This window comes from Cytobacillus oceanisediminis (assembly GCF_022811925.1).
Taxonomy (GTDB): domain Bacteria; phylum Bacillota; class Bacilli; order Bacillales; family Cytobacillaceae; genus Cytobacillus; species Cytobacillus oceanisediminis_D.
In genome coordinates, this window is sequence record NZ_CP065511.1 from 3896421 (window position 1) to 3914678 (window position 18258).

Here is an 18258-nt window from a genome sequence, read left to right on the forward strand (position 1 = left end):
AGCAAAATGCTGCTCCCTTTTTCGGGTACGGAAAAATATCGATACCCTATCCTTTTAACGGTGGAAATCCGTGCTTCCCTACTATCGTTCAGGTAGCCTCTCGCAAGTCCATTCGAATGATTTTCCGTACCGGGCTCTCACCTCTCCCCGGCTCTCTTGAACGGACTACATCAATCTACTCCTCTTGCTCAGCGATTTAAAGTAATAAAGTTGTTTGAAAATAAAAAAGGGCCTCCCGTCTAAAAAGGACGAGAGACCCGTGGTGCCACCTTCATTAGCTGATACATCAGCTCACTTAACAGATATCAAAACGAAAAACGTTTGAATATCTGTCCCTTGTAACGATGAGACCGTTCGCCAAAGCCTACTGCTTAAAAAAGGTTCGGTTTGGAGGCTCGAAAGTCCATTCACTGCTGCTTCCACACTGATTTGCACCAACCATCAGCTCTCTTTAGCTTCAACTGCAGTTACTACTCTTTGTCATTGCCGATCAATATATATTGTTTATTATACTATTCCGGTAAATAAAAAATGTCAAGAGTAAATTTCATTTTTTTATAAAAGAGCTTTTTCCAGCTTTTCTCTCCAGACATCTGCAAGTTCCTCAATCCGCAGCAGTTCTTCAATTGCTTTATGGTTTTTGCGGTCATGGAACATGATAAAATTCCCTTGCAAAACCGATACCTTTTCCTGCTTTCTTTCTTCGAGCTTAAGAACGCTGCCTGCTGTTACAGTTCCTTCCTTCAGCACTCTGAAAAAGTAGCCTGTGAAGCATGTTTCCACAATTCTGCCTAAAAGCCGACCTTCTTCGTTATGCTTTGAAATTGTTGAACACGGGATACGCCCCTGTGTTATTTGAATAGCAGATTCACCAAGAGAAAAGATATCTCCTATAAAAACATCCTTTTCCAGCATATTTCCCGCACAAATATTTTCACCAAATGCTGGCGGGCAGAACGTCTTTTTAAATTCTTTTTCCCACATCCCGTAATGTTCGAACGGGTATAGGCAAACTGCCCGGTCGGGGCCGCCATGAAAATCAGTGTTTGCTACTCCATCCCCCAGGAAACCATCCTTCGTTAAGAACGCACTTTCAATTTTTTCTTTGCCGATTCCCGATATTTCCTCACGGTTTTTCCAGCTGTGCTTTTTCGGCTTTCCTATGCTTAAAGTAATAATTTCTTTCATAATATCCCCTCACCAGATTCGCTTTTCTATATATTTTAACGCTTTCTTTTTAGTAAATCGAAACATATTTTTCCAGAATTTTAATTTTCCCATAAAAAGACAGAGGTTTTTCTAGTTAGTTTTCCTGCAATTAGCTCATATTAAGACTAGTTTGATTAACGAAAAGGAAGGTCAGAAATATGGAGCATGTTGAAAATTTACAATCTGTAAATTCCAAAGCTAAACAGAAGTCCGGTGATGATGTTCATAACCAAAAATGGGCCATTCTATCACTTTCTTCAATTCCTCTCGTTATGACACTTGGGAATTCCATGCTGATTCCTGTTCTGCCGGCGATGGAAAATAAACTAAATATTTCTGCATTCCAATCCAGCATGATTATTACCGTTTACAGTATTGTAGCCATTATTTTAATTCCAATCGCAGGCTTTTTATCGGATCATATCGGCCGAAAAAAAGTCATTATACCAAGTCTTCTCATTGCAGGAATTGGCGGGCTGATCTCTGGATGGGCGGCATGGAAAATGGCGGATGCTTATTGGATCATATTAGCCGGGAGAGCATTGCAGGGTGTTGGGGCAGCCGGTGCGGCACCAATTGTTATGCCTTTAGTCGGGGATATGTTTAAAAATGATGATGAAGTCAGCAGTTCCCTTGGCCTGATTGAAACTTCCAATACTTTTGGAAAAGTTCTATCACCTATACTTGGAGCGTTTTTGGCAGGGTTTATTTGGTTTTTACCGTTTTTTTCGTTTCCAGTTTTTTGTACGATTTCAATCCTGCTGGTTTTCTTTCTTGTAAAAACACCAAATAAAAGAGAAGAGCCGCTTCCGCTAAAGAAATTTTGGAGCAATATTAAGGATACCTTTAAAAACAACGGAAAATGGCTTTATGCTATTTTCTTAATTGGTGCCATTCTTATGTTTGTGCTTTTTGGGATACTTTTTTATTTATCTGATGTGCTTGAAAAGACATATGATATTAAAGATGTTAAAAAAGGGCTTCTCCTGGCTGTACCGCTTGGCGCACTATGCCTTTCGTCCTATCTAACAGGAAAAAAAATAAAAGAAAATAAAATACTGATGAAGTGGATCATTTTTTTAGGCTCAGTACTTGTGGCAGCTGCCACTGCAATCTTAAGCTTTTCAAACAATATGTGGTTTATGATCAGCATGTTCCTGTTTGCCGGAATTGGCATAGGCGTTGCATTGCCTTCATTGGATGCACTTATTACGGAAGGAATTGCAAAAGAAGAACGTGGAACCATTACTTCTTTATACAGTTCAATGAGGTTTATTGGCGTTGCCGGCGGCCCGCCGGCCATTGCCATTCTCATGAAGCATTCTGATCAAGGCCTTTTTTATATATTAAGCGGAATTACCATTCTTGCTGCCCTTGCAGCCATAATGGCAATCAAACCTGATGGAAATGAGGGATAAAAAAATCCGTATCGTGCTATGACGATACGGATTTTTTTATTTAAAATGCTGCTGTACAAAACCAGTTACAACCTGGTTGAAAAGCTGCCACTTTTTAGTTGGCGCCTGATGGGATACACCTTTGATTATTGCCGCCTGAAAGCTGACATATCTTCTATAGCTCCTAATATGCTGATTAACAAAATCTCTTGATCCATAAATAAGGAGAAGGGGGACGCTTAAGTTCCTTAGGCGATCAGTGCATGAATAGTGAAGCGATCTATCGTAAAATTGAAACCACATAGTATGATTTGCCTTTTTCATGTGTTCCAAAATATCGTTTCTGACTTTTTGATCATTTGTGTGACTTGCTGCTATTACATAGCGCAGGAAACCCGGAAAATGTTTCACGAAATACATTCCCAATATATGCTCATATTTGAAAGTTTCTGATAATACCTCTGGAAATCCGCCTGATAGTATCACACCAAGCGTCCTCTCAGGAAAAGAGAGAGCAAACTCCTGAGCAATTATGCCACCGGAGGAATAACCAAGGATAACGGCTTTTTCAATTTCCAAGTGGTCCAATACAGCTTTAATCTCCTCTGCATAACCTTTGATGGTTACTGTTTTCTCGGGACCAATGGTATCTCCATTCCCGCTTAGATCAGGAAAAACAACCTGAAAATGCTCAGCCAGCAGACCTTGATAATAAAATACCTTTCTCCCCATGGCAGGCGGATGTATAAAGATTATCGGTACACCCTTTCCCATCGTTTCATAAAATATTTTTGTATCCTCATAAATAAATGCTGGCACAAGAATCGTCCTTTCCATTCACAAAACATAGATGGCTCTCCATCCTCCTGTTCCATATAAAAAATGGGACAGTTTTAGTCTGCCCCATCTCGGTCAATTCTTTATTTCCAACATCAGTTAGTCTTGTCTTTTTAGCTTTTTTGCTTTGCTGATCAAGCTCTTTTAAGAACTCCATATCGCTTACGCTTTTGTTTGTGCTTTGCAATCCTGATTTAGTCTTAATATTGCGTTTTGTCATGTCTGATCCTCCCTTATAGTACTGCCATTATAGTAGGGCACATTAGGCTTCGAATCATTATGGATTTTCAGCAGAAATTTGCATATACTATAAGTAATCATGCGATTATGCTTATTTCCGTGACTTTCTGAACCGTATATGATATTCTTGAATTAAGAATATGAATAAAAAAAAAACGACCGCAGGTGTTGCCGCACCCACGGTCATTCGCAATAGTCGTTCCCTTAGGGGATCGGCCTGTCAAAGACATAGACCTCTCCCTCAATTGTCAGATCAAGGGAGGTCTATTTTTTATGGTTAAAAGTCATGACAGCAATGATCAGACTAGAGAAGGAAATCATCATCATGATCGATTCGAAAACTGTCAAAAGGCATCACCCCCTTTCTTACGGGGCTAGCCGACCACCCTTGAGAAACTCCCATTGCTTCTTTATTATAACACATCCTTGTCCATTTAGTCGAACGTGTGTTCTATTTTAAGAAAATTGATTCTTCTTTCCTATTTTTTCAAGTTTCACTATCTTTATCGCCTGCAGATTTCCTTTGAAGATATCCGCGAAGAAAACCCATTTCTTTATTAAGCAAATACTCCATTTCCTCCATCTGCTGCTTAGCAATTAACTGCGGACTGCCTGTCCATTCAGCACTGTGGATAAAGTAATAATTCTTTATTCTTTTAAAAATGATGACCGCTTCAGGAAAGCAGTCAAACAGTCCCTTTACCTGATTTCTCCGCATGTAACTCCATCTTACCAGTTTCATGATATCAGCCTTTTTATACTCTTTTACCCAGAAAACACTGCTGCATGTTCTTAATGCAAAAAAAACTGCCAAAAATGGCAGCATTGAATTTATTCTTTAAGCCTCGGCTTTGCCGGATCACATTTCGGCTTTTCAGACTGAGTGGACTCAGCAAGCTTTGACAGGTAATAGCATTCTTCACGGTACATGTGATCAGCCATTAAAGCTGCAAATGTACCCAATGCCTCTTTGCTCAATTCAAGCTCCTCAATTTCATTGAGAAAGTTCATAAACAAAGATATTTCAAGTGCAACATCGCTGTTGAACTTTTGAAGTGCCGGGAATGACTCAACATTTGTCCGAAGGAACCCGGACATTTCAACCGCCTTTAAATAAAATGCTTCAAAATCCTTTGTATAGCCATCACTGATTTTTTTTATTTTCTTCTCAACACTTTCCATATTATCTGATATGGCTACAGCATGGCCAGCTGCATCCAGAAGCCAGATTAAATGGTGGTGGAGCTCATGAAATACAGGCGGGGCTTCCCCCTTTTTTAAATATTGAAGGACAAGCATATATTCTTCAAGTTCATTCACCATATGGTTAATGAAAACAGGCCCAAGATGAATGGAAATTTTCCCTATCAGATGACGTTCGATTAAGTTCAATTTAAATTCCCTGAGCTTTTTAGCTTCCTGTTCTGCCCTCCGGCTCAATTGCTCCAGGTTATCCACTTCAACCCTTCCTAATAGCTGGTCGAAGGTTTGTATAAAGTAATTTGCCCGTTCAATGCTGTCTTTTTCCTTTGGTGATAGTGAATCATGTATGAAGCGTGCATGATCACCCAAAATCTGAAGCCAAAACCCGTGTTCCAATTTTGCAGCACTTTCAAATCCAGCAGCCAATATATCTCCCCTTTCAAACTTACTCATAAAAACATATCAGGAACCATCTGAAATTATGCCAATAAGCACGAACCTCATAATTATTTGGTAACTTAGTTTTTTGCAGAAAGGGGGAAATTAAATAGGCAGCAGGTATCCTAAAGCGTTTTTTTCATCATTACCTGGCCAATCTTTTTTTCAAATCCCATTTTAAGCAAAGCTTTTGAGGCGGGATTGGAAACAGAAATATTAACTGCAGTGAAATCAATTGAATCATCCTGATCCAGGAACAGATGGCCCAGAATCCTTTCAGTCATTGCATCATTCGCACTGCCATCCGTGAACTTTAGCTGATAGATGATAATACGATCTGTACGTCCTCCTGCTTCCAGCACTCTCTTGTATAGAATGTATCCTTCCTCTTTCCCATCGTCACTCATAAGCACAGCAGCTTCCCCTTGTTTTGCACTTTGCCACTGGCACTGCCAGGCAGCATCGCTGTCATAAAAGCTGAGTGACTGCAGCTGTTCGGGATATATCTTTTTTATTGCTAAATGGTTTTCCATCAATGTGCCCATTTCTTTATGTGTAAGCTTCTTGTTTAAATAAAGCAATTGATCAGTAATCGCATAGCCGGCTTTTTTGTACAGCTTAATCGCTCTCTCATTTTCTTCAATTGCTTCAAGAACAGCAGTGTGTGCATTTTCAGCTTTATATATGCTGAGCACTTCTGACATCATAGCTGCAGAAAGCCCTTTTCCCCTGTATTGTGGTGCGATTCCAGTGCCTCCGTTCCAGGCAATTTTCCTGCCGTTAATCTCCCTGAACCCATTCATTATGATTCCGCAGGGTTCTCCGTGCATAAAAACGACTATGGATTTTTCAGGCGAAAGTCCCTCAGATGCCATTCGATTAATAAAGGCCAGAATATCCATTTTTATTGGAACTATATAACCTTCAAATCCTTTGTTCCAGGCAGTCAGCGCCTCCTCCAGGGTGCACTGAGAAAGTTTTTTAATTTTCATAAACGCTCTCCTTCAAGTGTTTACTGATGAAGTTTTACTTGTTGTGCATCTAATGGTTAGTTATTTATGTTTGTTCCCTCTTTTAATAACAATGATAATGGCCATGGTCCCGCACCTCCTAATATATAGACTGGATAGTTTATTTATTCATAAAATAATATAGACTGATTAGTTTATTTTAATTAAATCATTTATTTTCAGTTTTTTCAATCTTTTCTAAATAAAAATTTAAAGCCGATACATTAAGTACCGGCTTTGGTTTATTCATTATTTATTTAAAGGTTTTTTCAGGAACCCTATAAGGATAGCAGACAGAAGAGCACCTGCTATTATTCCTGCAAGGTAAATTCCCCATGGGCCATCGACGAGAGGGACGACAAAGACTCCGCCGTGCGGCGCTCTTAATCCGATTCCAGCCATCATTGAAATGGCACCTGCCACGGCTGATCCTGCCATGATTGATGGGATGACCCGCAAAGGATCTGCTGCTGCGAACGGGATTGCGCCTTCTGTGATAAACGAAAATCCCATAATGTAATTTGCTTTTCCTGCATCCTGTTCCTGTTTTGTAAATCTATTTTTGAATAAAGTGGTGGCAAGCGCGATGGCAAGAGGCGGAACCATACCCGCTGCCATGATTGCTGCCATTGGTTCATATACACCATTCGCAAGCAGCCCTGTACCAAATACGTATGCCGATTTATTAACCGGGCCGCCCATATCAAATGCCATCATCAGCCCAAGCACTACTCCAAGCATGACAGCATTTCCAGTACCAAGACCTGAAAGCCACTCGGTGATAGCAGTATTTAATGCGCCAACTGGTTTGTTGACAACATAAAGCATCAGTAATCCCGTGATAGCAATTCCAAAGAGCGGATAGAGCAAAATCGTTTTAATTCCTTCAAGTGATGAAGGCAGGCCAGCAAAGACCTTTTTCAAACCAACTACTACATAACCTGCAAGGAAGCCGGCAATGATGCCGCCAAGGAATCCTGCGCCTCCAGATGCTGCCATCATTCCCCCGACTGCACCTGCAGCAAAGCCAGGGCGATCAGCAATACTCATGGCAATGAACGCTGCAAGGATAGGAACGATTAATCCAAATGCATTTCCCCCGCCAATGGTCATCAGTGCTTCTGCGATAGGATGATATGACGGATCATTCGGATCTGCTGCTTTATATCCGAACATAAAGGAAATGGCAATGAGTATTCCGCCGCCAACAACAAATGGAAGCATGTTGGAAACGCCATTCATCAAATGCTTATAAACTCCTGCTTTTTGTTCTTTTTTCTTATCTGCGTTTCCGCTGCTGTCTGCGCTTCCGCCCTTGTATACCGGTGCATCCTGCTTTAGCGCTTTTTCGATAAGCTCCTGAGGTTTTCGGATGCCGTCAGCAACTGCCGTTTCGAGGACATGCTTGCCGCTGAATCGCTCCATTTCAACCTTTGTATCTGCTGCGACTATAACTGCTGCTGCATTCGCAATTTCTTCCGGTGTCAGAACATTTTTAGCACCGCTTGAGCCATTTGTTTCAACCTTAATATCAACGCCCATTTCAGCTGCCTTGGCCTTTAGTGAATCAGCCGCCATATAAGTATGGGCAATTCCTGTTGGGCAAGCTGTTACAGCAACAACAAATCGTTTACTGTCTGCAATATTTTGGACTTCCTCTTCTTCTGTCTCGTCATAGCTGTCTATAATTCCAATAACTTCGTCTGCAGAAGCAGCATTTTGGAGTTTTTTGCGTGCTTCCTCGTTCATTAGTATTGATGAAAGCCTGGATAGAGCTTCCAGATGTGTATTGTTTGCTCCTTCCGGGGCTGCAATCATAAAGAATAGGTGTGCGGGCTGACCGTCAAGTGATTCATAATCCACTCCTGCTTCTGATTTGCCGAATGCAATAGCAGGCTCCTTGACCGCTCCAGTTTTTGCATGAGGAATAGCTATTCCGTCACCGATGCCTGTTGTGCTTTGTTCTTCCCTTTTTAAAATGGCATTCTTGAAGGCAGTGCGGTCATGAAGCTTTCCTGCTTGATCAAGCTGGTTTACCAATCCATTTATGGCATCCAATTTGCCTGTTCCGCTCAACGAGAGCAGAATCGTATCTCTTGTCAGTAATTCTGTAATTCTCATCCTAAATCTCCCCTTTTAGGCTGACCTTTTCAATCGAAACCTGAGAAAGCAATTCCTCTGCTCTTTCCTTTGTGCAAAGACCAAGTGAAAAAGCCGTAGCGCTTCCGGAAGCAACACTGTATTGAAAAGCCTTTTCTATATTTTTGTTTTTCTCATAAGCTGCAAGAAAACCGGCTACCATGGAATCTCCGGCACCTACAGAACTTTTCACTTCCCCATTTGGAACGCTTGAAATATACGCTGTTTCATCAGAAATCAAGACGGCTCCCTTGCCGGCTAATGAAACAATTACATTCTGTGCGCCCATTTCTACAAGTTTCTGTCCATATGGGATAACTTCTCTTGCGGAAGTAAATTCTGTATTGAATATTTCACCTAATTCATGGTGATTGGGCTTTATTAAAAACGGTTTGTATGGAAGGACCTTTTTCAGTAACTCTCCCTCTGCATCCACCACAAAAGCCGTCCCATTTTCTGAACAAATTCTTACCAGCTCTTCATAAGTTGATTCAGGCAATGTTGATGGAATACTGCCAGCCAGGACAAGCAAATCTTCTTCTGAAAGATTGCGGATCTTATTTTTAAGATCTTCGAAATTCCTTCCTGAAATGGCCGGCCCTTTGGCATTGATTTCTGTTTCCGCCTCTGTCTGGATCTTTACATTGATTCTTGTGTCATCAGCAACTTGGACAAAGTCAGTTTGAATATTCTCCTTGTTTAAGTAATCAACAATATAATCTCCTGTAAATCCGCCTACAAAGCCAAGGGCCTTGCTTTCAACATCCATTCTGTTCAGCACTCTGGAAACATTTATCCCTTTTCCTCCAGGGAACTTTGTATCCTGCTGCATGCGGTTAAGACCGCCGACTATCATTTCATCCAATTCTACGATGTAGTCCACTGACGGATTTAGCGTCAATGTGTGTATCATGCTGTCACGACCTTTATTGTAGTTTTGCTGCTATAAGGCTCTTGCTGATCCTCATCCAGCTCATTTGTAATAATTGCTGCTGTATGCAAATCGGCAATCTTGGCAAATGCGATTTCTGAAAACTTCGTATCATCGGCAAGCACGAATGCCTCCCTTGAAAGCGAAATGGCCATTTGCTTGATCATTGCCTCATCCTGATCCGGTGTGGTGTAGCCGAATTGAGGATGGATGCCGTTAACCCCCATAAAGCATTTATCAAATCGATAATTTTCCAGGCTCGCCAATGCCCCCCTGCCGATGATGGCTTTTGTCTGTTCCTTGGCAAAACCGCCGATTAAAAATGTTTTTATATTCCTTTCGAGCAATGCGTTGATATGCATTAATCCGTTCGTTACAACCACAATTTCCTTCGCAGGCAAAAAGGGAATCATTTCAGTTACTGTCGAGCCTGCATCAAGATAAATAGAATCACCTTCTTCAACAAGACTTGCCGCGTATTGGGCGATTTGCCGCTTTTGCTGAAGGTTTTTGGATGACTTCTCAGACATGCTGGGTTCCTGCAGCTTTCCCTGAAGCCTGGCAGCCCCTCCATGTACTCTTTTTAAGTACTTCCCTTCCTCAAGCTGGGTCAAGTCCCTTCTGATTGTGGATTCCGATGTTTCTGTCATGTCAACGAGATCCTGAATTTTCACTACACCTTTTTCTTTTATAAGCTGCAGAATCAATTTGTGGCGCTCTTGTGTTAACAAAACATCACCTCCCTGGGTGTGTTGTTCTTCTTGATTACATCATACTGAAACCGATTGCAAAAATCAATCATTTTCATTCAAAACAAACCAAAATCAATCAAACTTTGATTGATTTTGGTTGTTTTGCGAATATTTACTCCCTAATTCAAAAAATAAAAGAATATTTTAAATATATTAAAATAATAGTTTGCTCTCTATGTTTTATTATGCTAGAATCAGAAATAACAATATATAGTTTCCCAAACAATTTATGCTACTATATATTGTTTTGAATTTAAGAATTTACTCGTTCCAAGGTCTCTTTTTGAACCGCTTTCTATTTGAAAGCGGAATTTTTTTGTTTTAGAAAAAAATCTCTTTTGTTCAATCCCAGACAAACAAAAAAGAGCACTACGCAATGGTAATGCCCTTCTTAAATATTGATTTATTTATTTTGATAATTTACAAGATCCTCAATTTTTCCATCCTCATTATGCAGGATTGCCATTGTGCCTGCATCCTCTGCCATACTCTTCGCTTTCTCCACTGCATCTGAACGTGTTTCCGCTGTAAACTCAGGCTCGTTTTGCCCCTCATTTTTGACTGCCCATCCTTCCTCATCGTGCGGTACTACATGGAATCTTGCTTCTTCTGTTCCTGCCCGGTCCTTAAAATATTGTTCCTGTTCATCACTGTGTATATTGTTTTTACTATTTGCCATGTTTATACCTCCTTAATTTAAGTGAACTATCATCTATCGATGAGTAATATCACTTTACCCTCATATGGAAATAAAAAAACACAATGTCTCTTTCCAAAAATAGTAGTAACCTACCACTGAGTTTTGTCTTTTATTATATAAATTTGACACACTATGTCGGAACAATAGGCATGTCCCATAGGAATAAGTACTCTATTCAAAAAATACCATTTTCTACTAAAATAGGAATTGTTAGGGAGTCGAATAAAACAATAACTTTTCAGGAGGGTATTATGTCAGGAAATAATCGGAAATCTGCCAAGATTCTAGCAGCAGCTCTAGCAGTTTCTTTAGCATTTGGCACAATCGGGTATGCTGCCCCGCTAAGTAATGAAAACGGAAAATCATCCCACTCGCAAGATCAGAAGATCATTGCCAGAGTAAATGCTGAACGTGCTATCGAGCACGTAAGGTATCTATCGGAAGAAATTGGGACAAGACCTGGTGGATTAGAAAATGAAAAAAAATCGGCAGAGTATATTGCAAATACACTCAAAAGTTATGGCTATGATGTTGAGTTTCAATACTTTCCGGTAGCAGATCAATTCATAGGCAGCGCAGCATTTGAAGACGGTACGATATGGGAAATGGGCGCTGCACCAAATGGAGCCATCAGCGATACACCAGTTGATGCAGAAGTAACCTTTGTAGAAAATGAGGATTATAAAGGAGCCGAAGGTAAAATTGTACTTCTGGCTCGGGCAGATACAACAGCCGGATACCGAGAGCAAATAGCTAAAGCAGTTGAGGCAGGAGCAGCTGGTGTGATTCTCCAAAGCCTCGTTGGAAGCCGGGGCAATTACGGACAAACTTTTAATCCGAGCATTGCTGCGGAATATGATATCCCGGTTTTCGGAGCTTCCTATATTCATGGTGAATGGCTCAAGGAGCAAATGGAGCAGGGTACAGTTAAGCTCTCCCTGACAGCAAAACATTATAAAGATCTAAAATCGGTAAATGTAATTGCAACAAAAGAAGCAAAATCAAAGAGTAACGATACAAAAGAGGTTATACTAGGCGCCCACCATGATAGTGTAGTGGGTGCTCCAGGTGCGAATGATAATGCATCCGGGGTAGGGCTAATGCTTGAGCTTGCCAGAGTTTATAAAGGATACAATACAGACAAAACCCTTAAATTCATTGCATTTGGATCTGAAGAGCGCGGCCTTTTGGGAGCAAGATATTATGTAGATCAGTTAACAGAGACAGAAAAAGACCAGATAGAGGCTGTTTTTGTTCCTGATATGGTTGCTACAAATTATGACAAGGCGACAAACCTATATGCCATGACACCAGACGGCAGCCAAAACATTGTAACTTCTTCAACTGGTGAAGCTGGGGCACGCTTGGGCAATTCGGATATTCTCCCAGGCAAATTCGGATCGAGTGACCATGTTCCTTTCCATAATGCCGGCATTCCTGCAGCCTTATTTATCTGGATGGGCATAGACAGCTGGGATCCGCTTGTTTATCATATTGAAAAAGTTTACCATACTCCACAGGATACAATTGAAGATAATATCTCTGCTGAGAGAATGCAATCAGCACTTGATATCATCGGTTCCGGACTTTTTGATGTGGTTCGAAAAAAAACACAAGGCAATAACTAATACCTCTAACAAGCCGCTGGCCAATCGCCAGCGGCTTGTTTATTACAAAAAAAAGAAGCTCCTTACCTATCCCCTGTTTCTCCGCACGCTGCCAGCATTCACCTTGACATATAATCCGTTTTCACATTTTAACAAATATTTATGTAAACCAATTAAAAATTAAGTTGACATTTAATGTTTGCTGCTATTATTCTAAATTGTATAAATATAAATCTATCAGGAGGCATCTTATGAAGACAGGTTTAAGAACGATTGATTTAACATTGGCTGGCATGTTTGTCGCCCTAATGGCTGTTGGAGCAAATATCACTTCATTTGTCCCATTTTTGGTTATTGGGGGAGTGCCTATTACTTTGCAGACCTTTCTTGCCATTTTGGCAGGGGCTATTTTAGGAAGCCGATTAGGGGCTATCACTATGGCTGTCTATGCTTTTGCCGGGCTTGCAGGCGCTCCTGTATTTTCAAAATTCGGCGGCGGTTTTGCTTCCTTATTAAGCCCCACTTTCGGTTTTATCCTATCGTTTATTTTAACAGCCTATGTCACCGGCAAATTGATAGAAAAGAAAAAGTCTGTTCCGGTGTATATTACTGCAGCTTTAATCGGAATGGTGATCAATTATGTTTTCGGGACGAATTGGATGTATATGGCCTATAAACTTTGGTTTACAGCACCTGAGGGATTTACCTATCAAATGGCATGGCTGTGGATGGCAGTCCCCCTTCCAAAAGACATTATTCTCTCTGTTTTTGCCGGGTTAATGGCCCATCGTCTGGAGCATAGAGTATTTGCCAGCAGTCAGTTCAGAAAAATGAACCGAGCAGCATAAACAATTTTACTAAGGAGGATACATATGAATTTTCAACAGCTAGCACTTGACGTACTGGAAGGACATGAACTGACAGACTCGGAGGCAATGGAAATTTTAAATTGTCCAGATGAAGAACTGCTGAGTTTATTGCACAGCGCCTATAAAATCCGTCATCATCATTATGGCAATCATATTAAATTAAATATGATTATTAATACGAAATCAGGCCTATGTCCTGAAAACTGCGGCTATTGCTCACAATCGAGCATCTCAACAGCACCTATTGAAAAATACCGGATGATGGATAAGGAATCTATCATCCAAGGTGCTAAACAGGCCCATCAGCTAAATGTCGGAACCTATTGCATCGTAGCAAGCGGAAGAGGCCCTAGCAATAGGGAGCTAAATGAAGTAGTTTCAGCGGTTAAAGAAATAAAGGATAACTATAATATGAAGGTCTGTGCCTGTCTCGGGCTCCTAAAACCTGAACAGGCTGAGCAGCTCAAGGAAGCTGGAGTGGACCGCTATAATCACAATATTAACACCTCAGAAAATCATCATGACAGCATCACTACCTCCCATACATACCGGGACAGAGTCAATACGGTCCAATTAATAAAGGACGCAGGCATTTCACCTTGTTCCGGAGTAATTATTGGCATGAAGGAAACCAAGGAAGACGTCGTAGCGATGGCCAGAAGCCTAAAAGCCCTGGATGCCGACTCAATACCGGTTAACTTTCTGCATGCAATCGATGGGACGCCATTAGAAGGGACAGATGATTTGAATCCCCGCTATTGTCTGAAGGTGCTTTGCCTGATGCGATATATCAACCCTTCAAAGGAAATCAGAATATCCGGAGGCAGAGAAGTGAATCTTAGGAGCCTTCAGCCGCTTGGACTTTATCCGGCTAATTCTATTTTCGTAGGAGATTACTTAACCACTGCAGGACAGGAAAGCACTGCGGATCACCAAATGCTGAAGGATCTTGGTTTTGAGATTGATTTTGTATCTGGGGAACCAGTATCCTCCTGATTTAAAAAAAGATTCTGCGCCAAAGCAGAATCTTTTTTATTTTATATATCCGGATAACCTTTATAATTCATCAAACCCATTATCAATTTGAACTTTTGTATATTGCCGCGATTTTTGCTCAAAGAAATCGGACTTCCCATGGTCAACCTGCTCATAAGCTACTATCCAGCGGAGCGGATTGGTTCGATAGCCTTCAAACGGCCGTTCATATCCCAGCTGATTGCAGCGGACATTGGCATAAAATTTGATATAAGCTTCAACGTCAGATATCAGGATGCCTTCTGTTTTGCTGCCGATCACATCGCGGGCCCATACAATCTCCAGTTCAGCTGCTCTTTTAAAAGTTTCCTGGACGAATTCACTTAATTCATTAGTATTAAGATCCGGATTTTCCTGCAGAATTTCTTTAAAAATTTTAACAAACAAATCTACATGAATTTGTTCATCCCGGTTGATGTAATTAATCATCGTTGAGGTGGCTACCATTTTCTGATTTCTGGCCAGGTGATAAAAGAAAGCAAAGCCTGAATAAAAGAAAAGCCCCTCCAGAACGACATCAAAAACAATAGATTTCAACAGGTTCTCTGCGCTTGGATTCTCTGCAAAATCTTTATATCCGTTCACAATAAATTCATTTCTTTCAGCTAATATAGGTTCTGTACGCCAGAATTCAAAAACCTCATCCTGTTTTTGTTTGGGAACAAGGCTTGATAGAACATAGGAATATGAGTGATTATGAATCACCTCTTGCTGTGCAAGTATGATCATGAGTGCTGATATGCTTGAGTCGGTAATGTAATCAGCAACTTTTCCGGCATAATCCGTCTGGATGCTGTCGAGCAGTGCAAGCAGCCCAATAATTTTCAAAAATGCATCTTGTTCACTTTTCGTTAATTCCGGAAATTGCTTAATGTCCTGTGACATGTTTATTTCAAAGGGCGTCCAAAAGTTAGCGAGCATTTTTTTATACTTTGGATAGGCCCATGAGAAGCGAACATCATCCCAATTAAGAATATTGGAGCATTCCCCGTTGATGATTGAAGTTGATTTGTTAGGCGCCGATTGATTAATAATTGGCCGTTTTTTTAGGGTATTCATAAGATCCTCCTTTAGCTTGAGCAAGATTCACAGTCTTCAACCTCAGATGAAGTTGAACGGATATAATAAGTTGTTTTTAATTTTTTCTTCCATGCTGAAAGATGCAGATTCAAAAGATCGATTGCTTTAATATGATTAGGTATATAGAAATTAAATGAAATAGCTTGATCTATATGTTTTTGTCTGTTTGCATTCTGCCTGATGCTCCACTCCTGGTTAATATGATAGGCAGATTTGTAATACCAAATGGTCTCACTGTTAATATCAGGGGCTGTCACAGGGATCCGATAATCCTTTTTCTCTTCGGAATACTGCTTGTTGAATATAGGATCAATACTTGGGGTGCTTCCTGCAATTAAAGCAGTTGATGCATTAGGAGCAACCGCCAGCAAATAGGCATTTCGAACGCCGATTTCCCTTACCTCTTCGCTCAATGCAGCCCAGTCCATGTCTGACTCTGCCTCCAGATATCCCCGCTTTTCAAAGTAGGCACCCGTTTCCCAATCAGAGCCTTTAAAGGCTGAATAGCTTCCTTTTTCTTTTGCCAGGTTCATAGAACTTTTTATCGCTAAAAAAGCAATTTGTTCATATAGAGTGTCAGCGAATTCTTCTGCTTCTTCGCTTTCCCATGTGATTTTTTTCAGTGCAAGAAGGTGGTGCCATCCAAAAGTCCCTAGTCCAATCGCACGGTACTTTTGGTTTGTAATCTGGCCCTGCGGCACTGGAATACTATTAATATCAATAACATTATCAAGCATTCGCACCTGAATTGGCACAAGCCTTTCAAGGACTCCTTCACTTATGGCCCGTGCAAGATTGATGGATGAAAGATTGCAGACAACGAAGTCTCCTGGCTGTTTTTCGATAATAATTCTCCCATCTCTTGTATATTCTTCAACCCTCTTTGTAACACTTTGGTTTTGTACGATCTCAGTGCACAGGTTGGTACAATAAATCATCCCGCAATGTGTATTGGCATTTTTCCGATTAACTTCATCCCGGTAGAACATGAATGGTGTCCCGGTTTCAAGCTGACTTCTCATGATGGATTTCATTATCTCGATAGCAGGCACTTTTTCCCTTGATAGAATCGGGTTATCTATGCACTCTTTATATTTCTGGCGGAATGAACCTTCGCCTTCTCCTTCGTCATAAAAATCTTCCAGAGAAAAGCCCATTACCTTGCGGACTTCATGGGGATCAAATAAATACCAATACCCGCGGCTTTCCACTTTTTCCATAAACAAATCCGGAATGCAGACACCCGTGAATAAATCATGTGTTCGCTGTCTTTCATCTCCATTGTTAAGCTTTGCATCTAGAAACGAGAAGATATCTTTATGCCAGACATCCAGATAGACGCTTATAGCACCCTGCCTTTGTCCCAGCTGGTCAACACTGACGGCTGTATTATTCAGCTGCTTCATCCAGGGAATCACACCTGAAGATGCACCCTTAAATCCTTTAATATCACTGCCTCTGCTGCGGATTTTCCCCAAATACACTCCGATTCCGCCGCCATTTTTAGACAGTGATGCAATATCGGTATTGCTGTCATATATTGAATCAAGACTGTCATCAACGGTCTCAATGAAACAGCTTGAAAGCTGTCCCCAGTTTTTCCCTGCATTAGCGAGTGTTGGAGTGGCAACAGTCATATACAAACCACTCATTGCCCAGTAAGCTTCTTTAATAAGTTCAAGCCGCTTACCCTTCGGCTCCATTTTCATCAGCACCATGCTGATGATCATGAACCGCTCCTGTGGAAGCTCATAGAGATTTTTCTGTTTGTCCCTGGCAAGATATCGGTCAGCCAGCATTTTTAACCCCAAATATGTAAATAAGCGGTCATTTTCTTTCCTAATAAAATGGGCCAGCTCATTTATTTCATCCTTTGAATACAGATCTAATAAATCCTGTTCATAAATTCCCAAAGCGGTCAGCCGTTCAATTAACGTATAAAAATGTTTGTAGCAATCATCCGGCTGGCATTCTCTGTTTTTTCCAGACTCAATATAGAGCTTCTTAAGAAGCAGGCATGAAGCGGCAAAAGTCCAATCAGGCTCATCAATGCTGATAAATGATAAACAATCCAGTATAAGCTGGTCATACATTGCCTCCGCTCCCAGCTGGCTCATTTCTTCTTTCCTTTTTAATAGCTGCCCAATGCCGAGCTGTGGAAATTCTGTCTTAAGTTCTTCTAAAATTTTTATCGGTTGTATGGTTTGGACCATCTTACTTCCTCCTAAAGGCAAAATAAAAATCCGCCCGGAAAATGAGCGGATCAAACGATAGTATAATAGCAGGAAGAAATGAAAAAACGGCCATTACGCGATCGTTTCATCATCTCAATCCCCGAAGATAAGAAACTTTCGATCGCCCTGGCAGGTCTCCTGGCTTGTGCTTCACTCTACTAAAAGCCCTTCCCATACAAGCGCCATGAAGCGTTTTGTACAGTGGCATGCTTTTTTCGTCTGCACTTACAGTTGCGGGGACAGCTTCGGTTTTACACCGAATTCCCTATTAAGTCCACTTAGGACACCAATCACGATCTATATGTAGTTTTTAATCTTAAAAATATATACTATATATTGTAGACGATTCTATCATACAGAGAAATAGATTACAAATTTTTAATCGTCAATGTTCGAAAAAAGAGCAGGGGGAGATTTCCCTCTGCTCTTTTATTTCTCATTCATGATTTTCCATTTCAATATCATGAGGTACCGGCTCTGGGGTAACCCAAAAAGAATCATATGCAGCATACAATGCCATTACAAGAACGAGGTAAGCAATCGCTGCACCTGCCCATTTTTTCATTATATCAGCCCC

18 protein-coding genes, 1 pseudogene, 1 riboswitch and 2 other annotated features (1 of these 22 cut by a window edge) are annotated in these 18258 nt (G+C 40.8%); of the genes and pseudogenes, 4 read left to right on the top strand and 15 right to left on the bottom strand.

Going from position 1 to position 18258, the window contains the following annotated elements:
* Positions 1 to 201: a binding site (T-box leader), on the bottom strand (it extends 42 nt beyond the left edge of the window).
* 40 nt (positions 202 to 241) lie between these two features.
* Positions 242 to 493: a binding site (T-box leader), on the bottom strand.
* A 62-nt stretch (positions 494 to 555) separates the two neighbouring features.
* Entirely contained in the window at positions 556 to 1188 is a 633-nt protein-coding gene (locus tag IRB79_RS19475; RefSeq protein ID WP_431833394.1) for an MOSC domain-containing protein, read from the bottom strand.
* Positions 1189 to 1367: 179 nt separating this feature from the next.
* On the opposite strand from IRB79_RS19475, the gene IRB79_RS19480 reads away from it, so the two are divergent.
* Positions 1368 to 2627, top strand: a complete 1260-nt coding sequence (locus IRB79_RS19480; RefSeq protein WP_243504211.1) for a bacillibactin exporter BcbE — start codon at positions 1368 to 1370, stop codon at positions 2625 to 2627.
* A 36-nt stretch (positions 2628 to 2663) separates the two neighbouring features.
* On the opposite strand, the gene IRB79_RS19485 is transcribed toward IRB79_RS19480, so the two are convergent.
* The 11 genes and pseudogenes from IRB79_RS19485 to IRB79_RS19525 all read right to left on the bottom strand — a co-directional run bounded on the left by IRB79_RS19485 (position 2664) and on the right by IRB79_RS19525 (position 10835).
* Positions 2664 to 3425, bottom strand: a complete 762-nt coding sequence (locus tag IRB79_RS19485) for an alpha/beta fold hydrolase (RefSeq protein ID WP_243504213.1) — start codon at positions 3423 to 3425, stop codon at positions 2664 to 2666.
* On the bottom strand, positions 3406 to 3663 hold the full coding sequence (locus IRB79_RS19490) for a hypothetical protein (RefSeq protein ID WP_243504216.1): 258 nt from the start codon (positions 3661 to 3663) through the stop codon (positions 3406 to 3408). Before IRB79_RS19490 ends, IRB79_RS19485 begins: the two co-directional genes overlap by 20 nt.
* A gap of 284 nt (positions 3664 to 3947) precedes the next feature.
* A complete protein-coding gene (locus IRB79_RS28240; protein ID WP_220182004.1) occupies positions 3948 to 4010 on the bottom strand; it encodes a hypothetical protein in 63 nt (20 codons plus the stop codon).
* 160 nt (positions 4011 to 4170) lie between these two features.
* Positions 4171 to 4401 carry a hypothetical protein gene (locus IRB79_RS19495; protein WP_019381156.1) on the bottom strand — a complete coding sequence of 77 codons (231 nt, stop codon included), beginning with the start codon at positions 4399 to 4401 and terminating at the stop codon, positions 4171 to 4173.
* Positions 4402 to 4514: 113 nt separating this feature from the next.
* Positions 4515 to 5339, bottom strand: coding sequence for a DUF2935 domain-containing protein (locus IRB79_RS19500; protein WP_252215471.1), 825 nt, complete (start codon positions 5337 to 5339; stop codon positions 4515 to 4517).
* A 110-nt stretch (positions 5340 to 5449) separates the two neighbouring features.
* Complete coding sequence (locus IRB79_RS19505; protein WP_243504221.1) at positions 5450 to 6316, bottom strand: GNAT family N-acetyltransferase; 867 nt, start codon at positions 6314 to 6316, stop codon at positions 5450 to 5452.
* A gap of 267 nt (positions 6317 to 6583) precedes the next feature.
* Entirely contained in the window at positions 6584 to 7576 is a 993-nt protein-coding gene (locus tag IRB79_RS28245) for a PTS fructose transporter subunit IIC (protein WP_431833449.1), read from the bottom strand.
* A 114-nt stretch (positions 7577 to 7690) separates the two neighbouring features.
* Positions 7691 to 8455 (bottom strand): annotated as a pseudogene (locus IRB79_RS28250) (fructose PTS transporter subunit IIA); the annotation flags it as partial.
* A 1-nt stretch (position 8456) separates the two neighbouring features.
* Complete coding sequence (pfkB, locus tag IRB79_RS19515) at positions 8457 to 9386, bottom strand: 1-phosphofructokinase (RefSeq protein ID WP_243504225.1); 930 nt, start codon at positions 9384 to 9386, stop codon at positions 8457 to 8459.
* Positions 9383 to 10135 (bottom strand): DeoR/GlpR family DNA-binding transcription regulator, encoded by a 753-nt coding sequence (locus IRB79_RS19520; protein ID WP_243504227.1) that lies wholly within the window; start codon positions 10133 to 10135, stop codon positions 9383 to 9385. The genes pfkB and IRB79_RS19520 overlap by 4 nt, the downstream gene beginning before the upstream one ends.
* A 424-nt stretch (positions 10136 to 10559) precedes the next feature.
* The gene (locus tag IRB79_RS19525; protein WP_243504229.1) at positions 10560 to 10835 is read right to left on the bottom strand and encodes a DUF2188 domain-containing protein; all 276 of its coding nucleotides are present in this window, start codon (positions 10833 to 10835) and stop codon (positions 10560 to 10562) included.
* Positions 10836 to 11107: 272 nt separating this feature from the next.
* Between IRB79_RS19525 and IRB79_RS19530 the strand changes: the two genes are divergently transcribed.
* The 3 genes from IRB79_RS19530 to bioB all read left to right on the top strand — a co-directional run bounded on the left by IRB79_RS19530 (position 11108) and on the right by bioB (position 14328).
* Complete coding sequence (locus tag IRB79_RS19530; protein ID WP_243504231.1) at positions 11108 to 12484, top strand: M28 family metallopeptidase; 1377 nt, start codon at positions 11108 to 11110, stop codon at positions 12482 to 12484.
* 230 nt (positions 12485 to 12714) lie between these two features.
* On the top strand, positions 12715 to 13311 hold the full coding sequence (locus IRB79_RS19535; protein WP_243504234.1) for a biotin transporter BioY: 597 nt from the start codon (positions 12715 to 12717) through the stop codon (positions 13309 to 13311).
* Between the two features lie 24 nt (positions 13312 to 13335).
* A complete protein-coding gene (gene bioB, locus IRB79_RS19540) occupies positions 13336 to 14328 on the top strand; it encodes a biotin synthase BioB (RefSeq protein ID WP_243504236.1) in 993 nt (330 codons plus the stop codon).
* 60 nt (positions 14329 to 14388) lie between these two features.
* Here bioB and IRB79_RS19545 read toward each other — a convergent pair whose 3' ends face one another.
* From IRB79_RS19545 to IRB79_RS28070, 3 genes are all read right to left on the bottom strand, one after another.
* On the bottom strand, positions 14389 to 15426 hold the full coding sequence (locus IRB79_RS19545; protein ID WP_243504238.1) for a ribonucleotide-diphosphate reductase subunit beta: 1038 nt from the start codon (positions 15424 to 15426) through the stop codon (positions 14389 to 14391).
* Positions 15427 to 15437: 11 nt separating this feature from the next.
* Positions 15438 to 17660 (bottom strand): ribonucleoside-diphosphate reductase subunit alpha, encoded by a 2223-nt coding sequence (locus tag IRB79_RS19550; protein ID WP_243504240.1) that lies wholly within the window; start codon positions 17658 to 17660, stop codon positions 15438 to 15440.
* Positions 17661 to 17793: 133 nt separating this feature from the next.
* Positions 17794 to 17987: riboswitch (cobalamin riboswitch) on the bottom strand.
* Positions 17988 to 18117: 130 nt separating this feature from the next.
* Positions 18118 to 18246: a hypothetical protein gene (locus tag IRB79_RS28070; RefSeq protein WP_275721276.1), complete on the bottom strand. Its 129-nt coding sequence runs from the start codon at positions 18244 to 18246 to the stop codon at positions 18118 to 18120.
* Between the last annotated feature and the right edge of the window lie 12 nt (positions 18247 to 18258).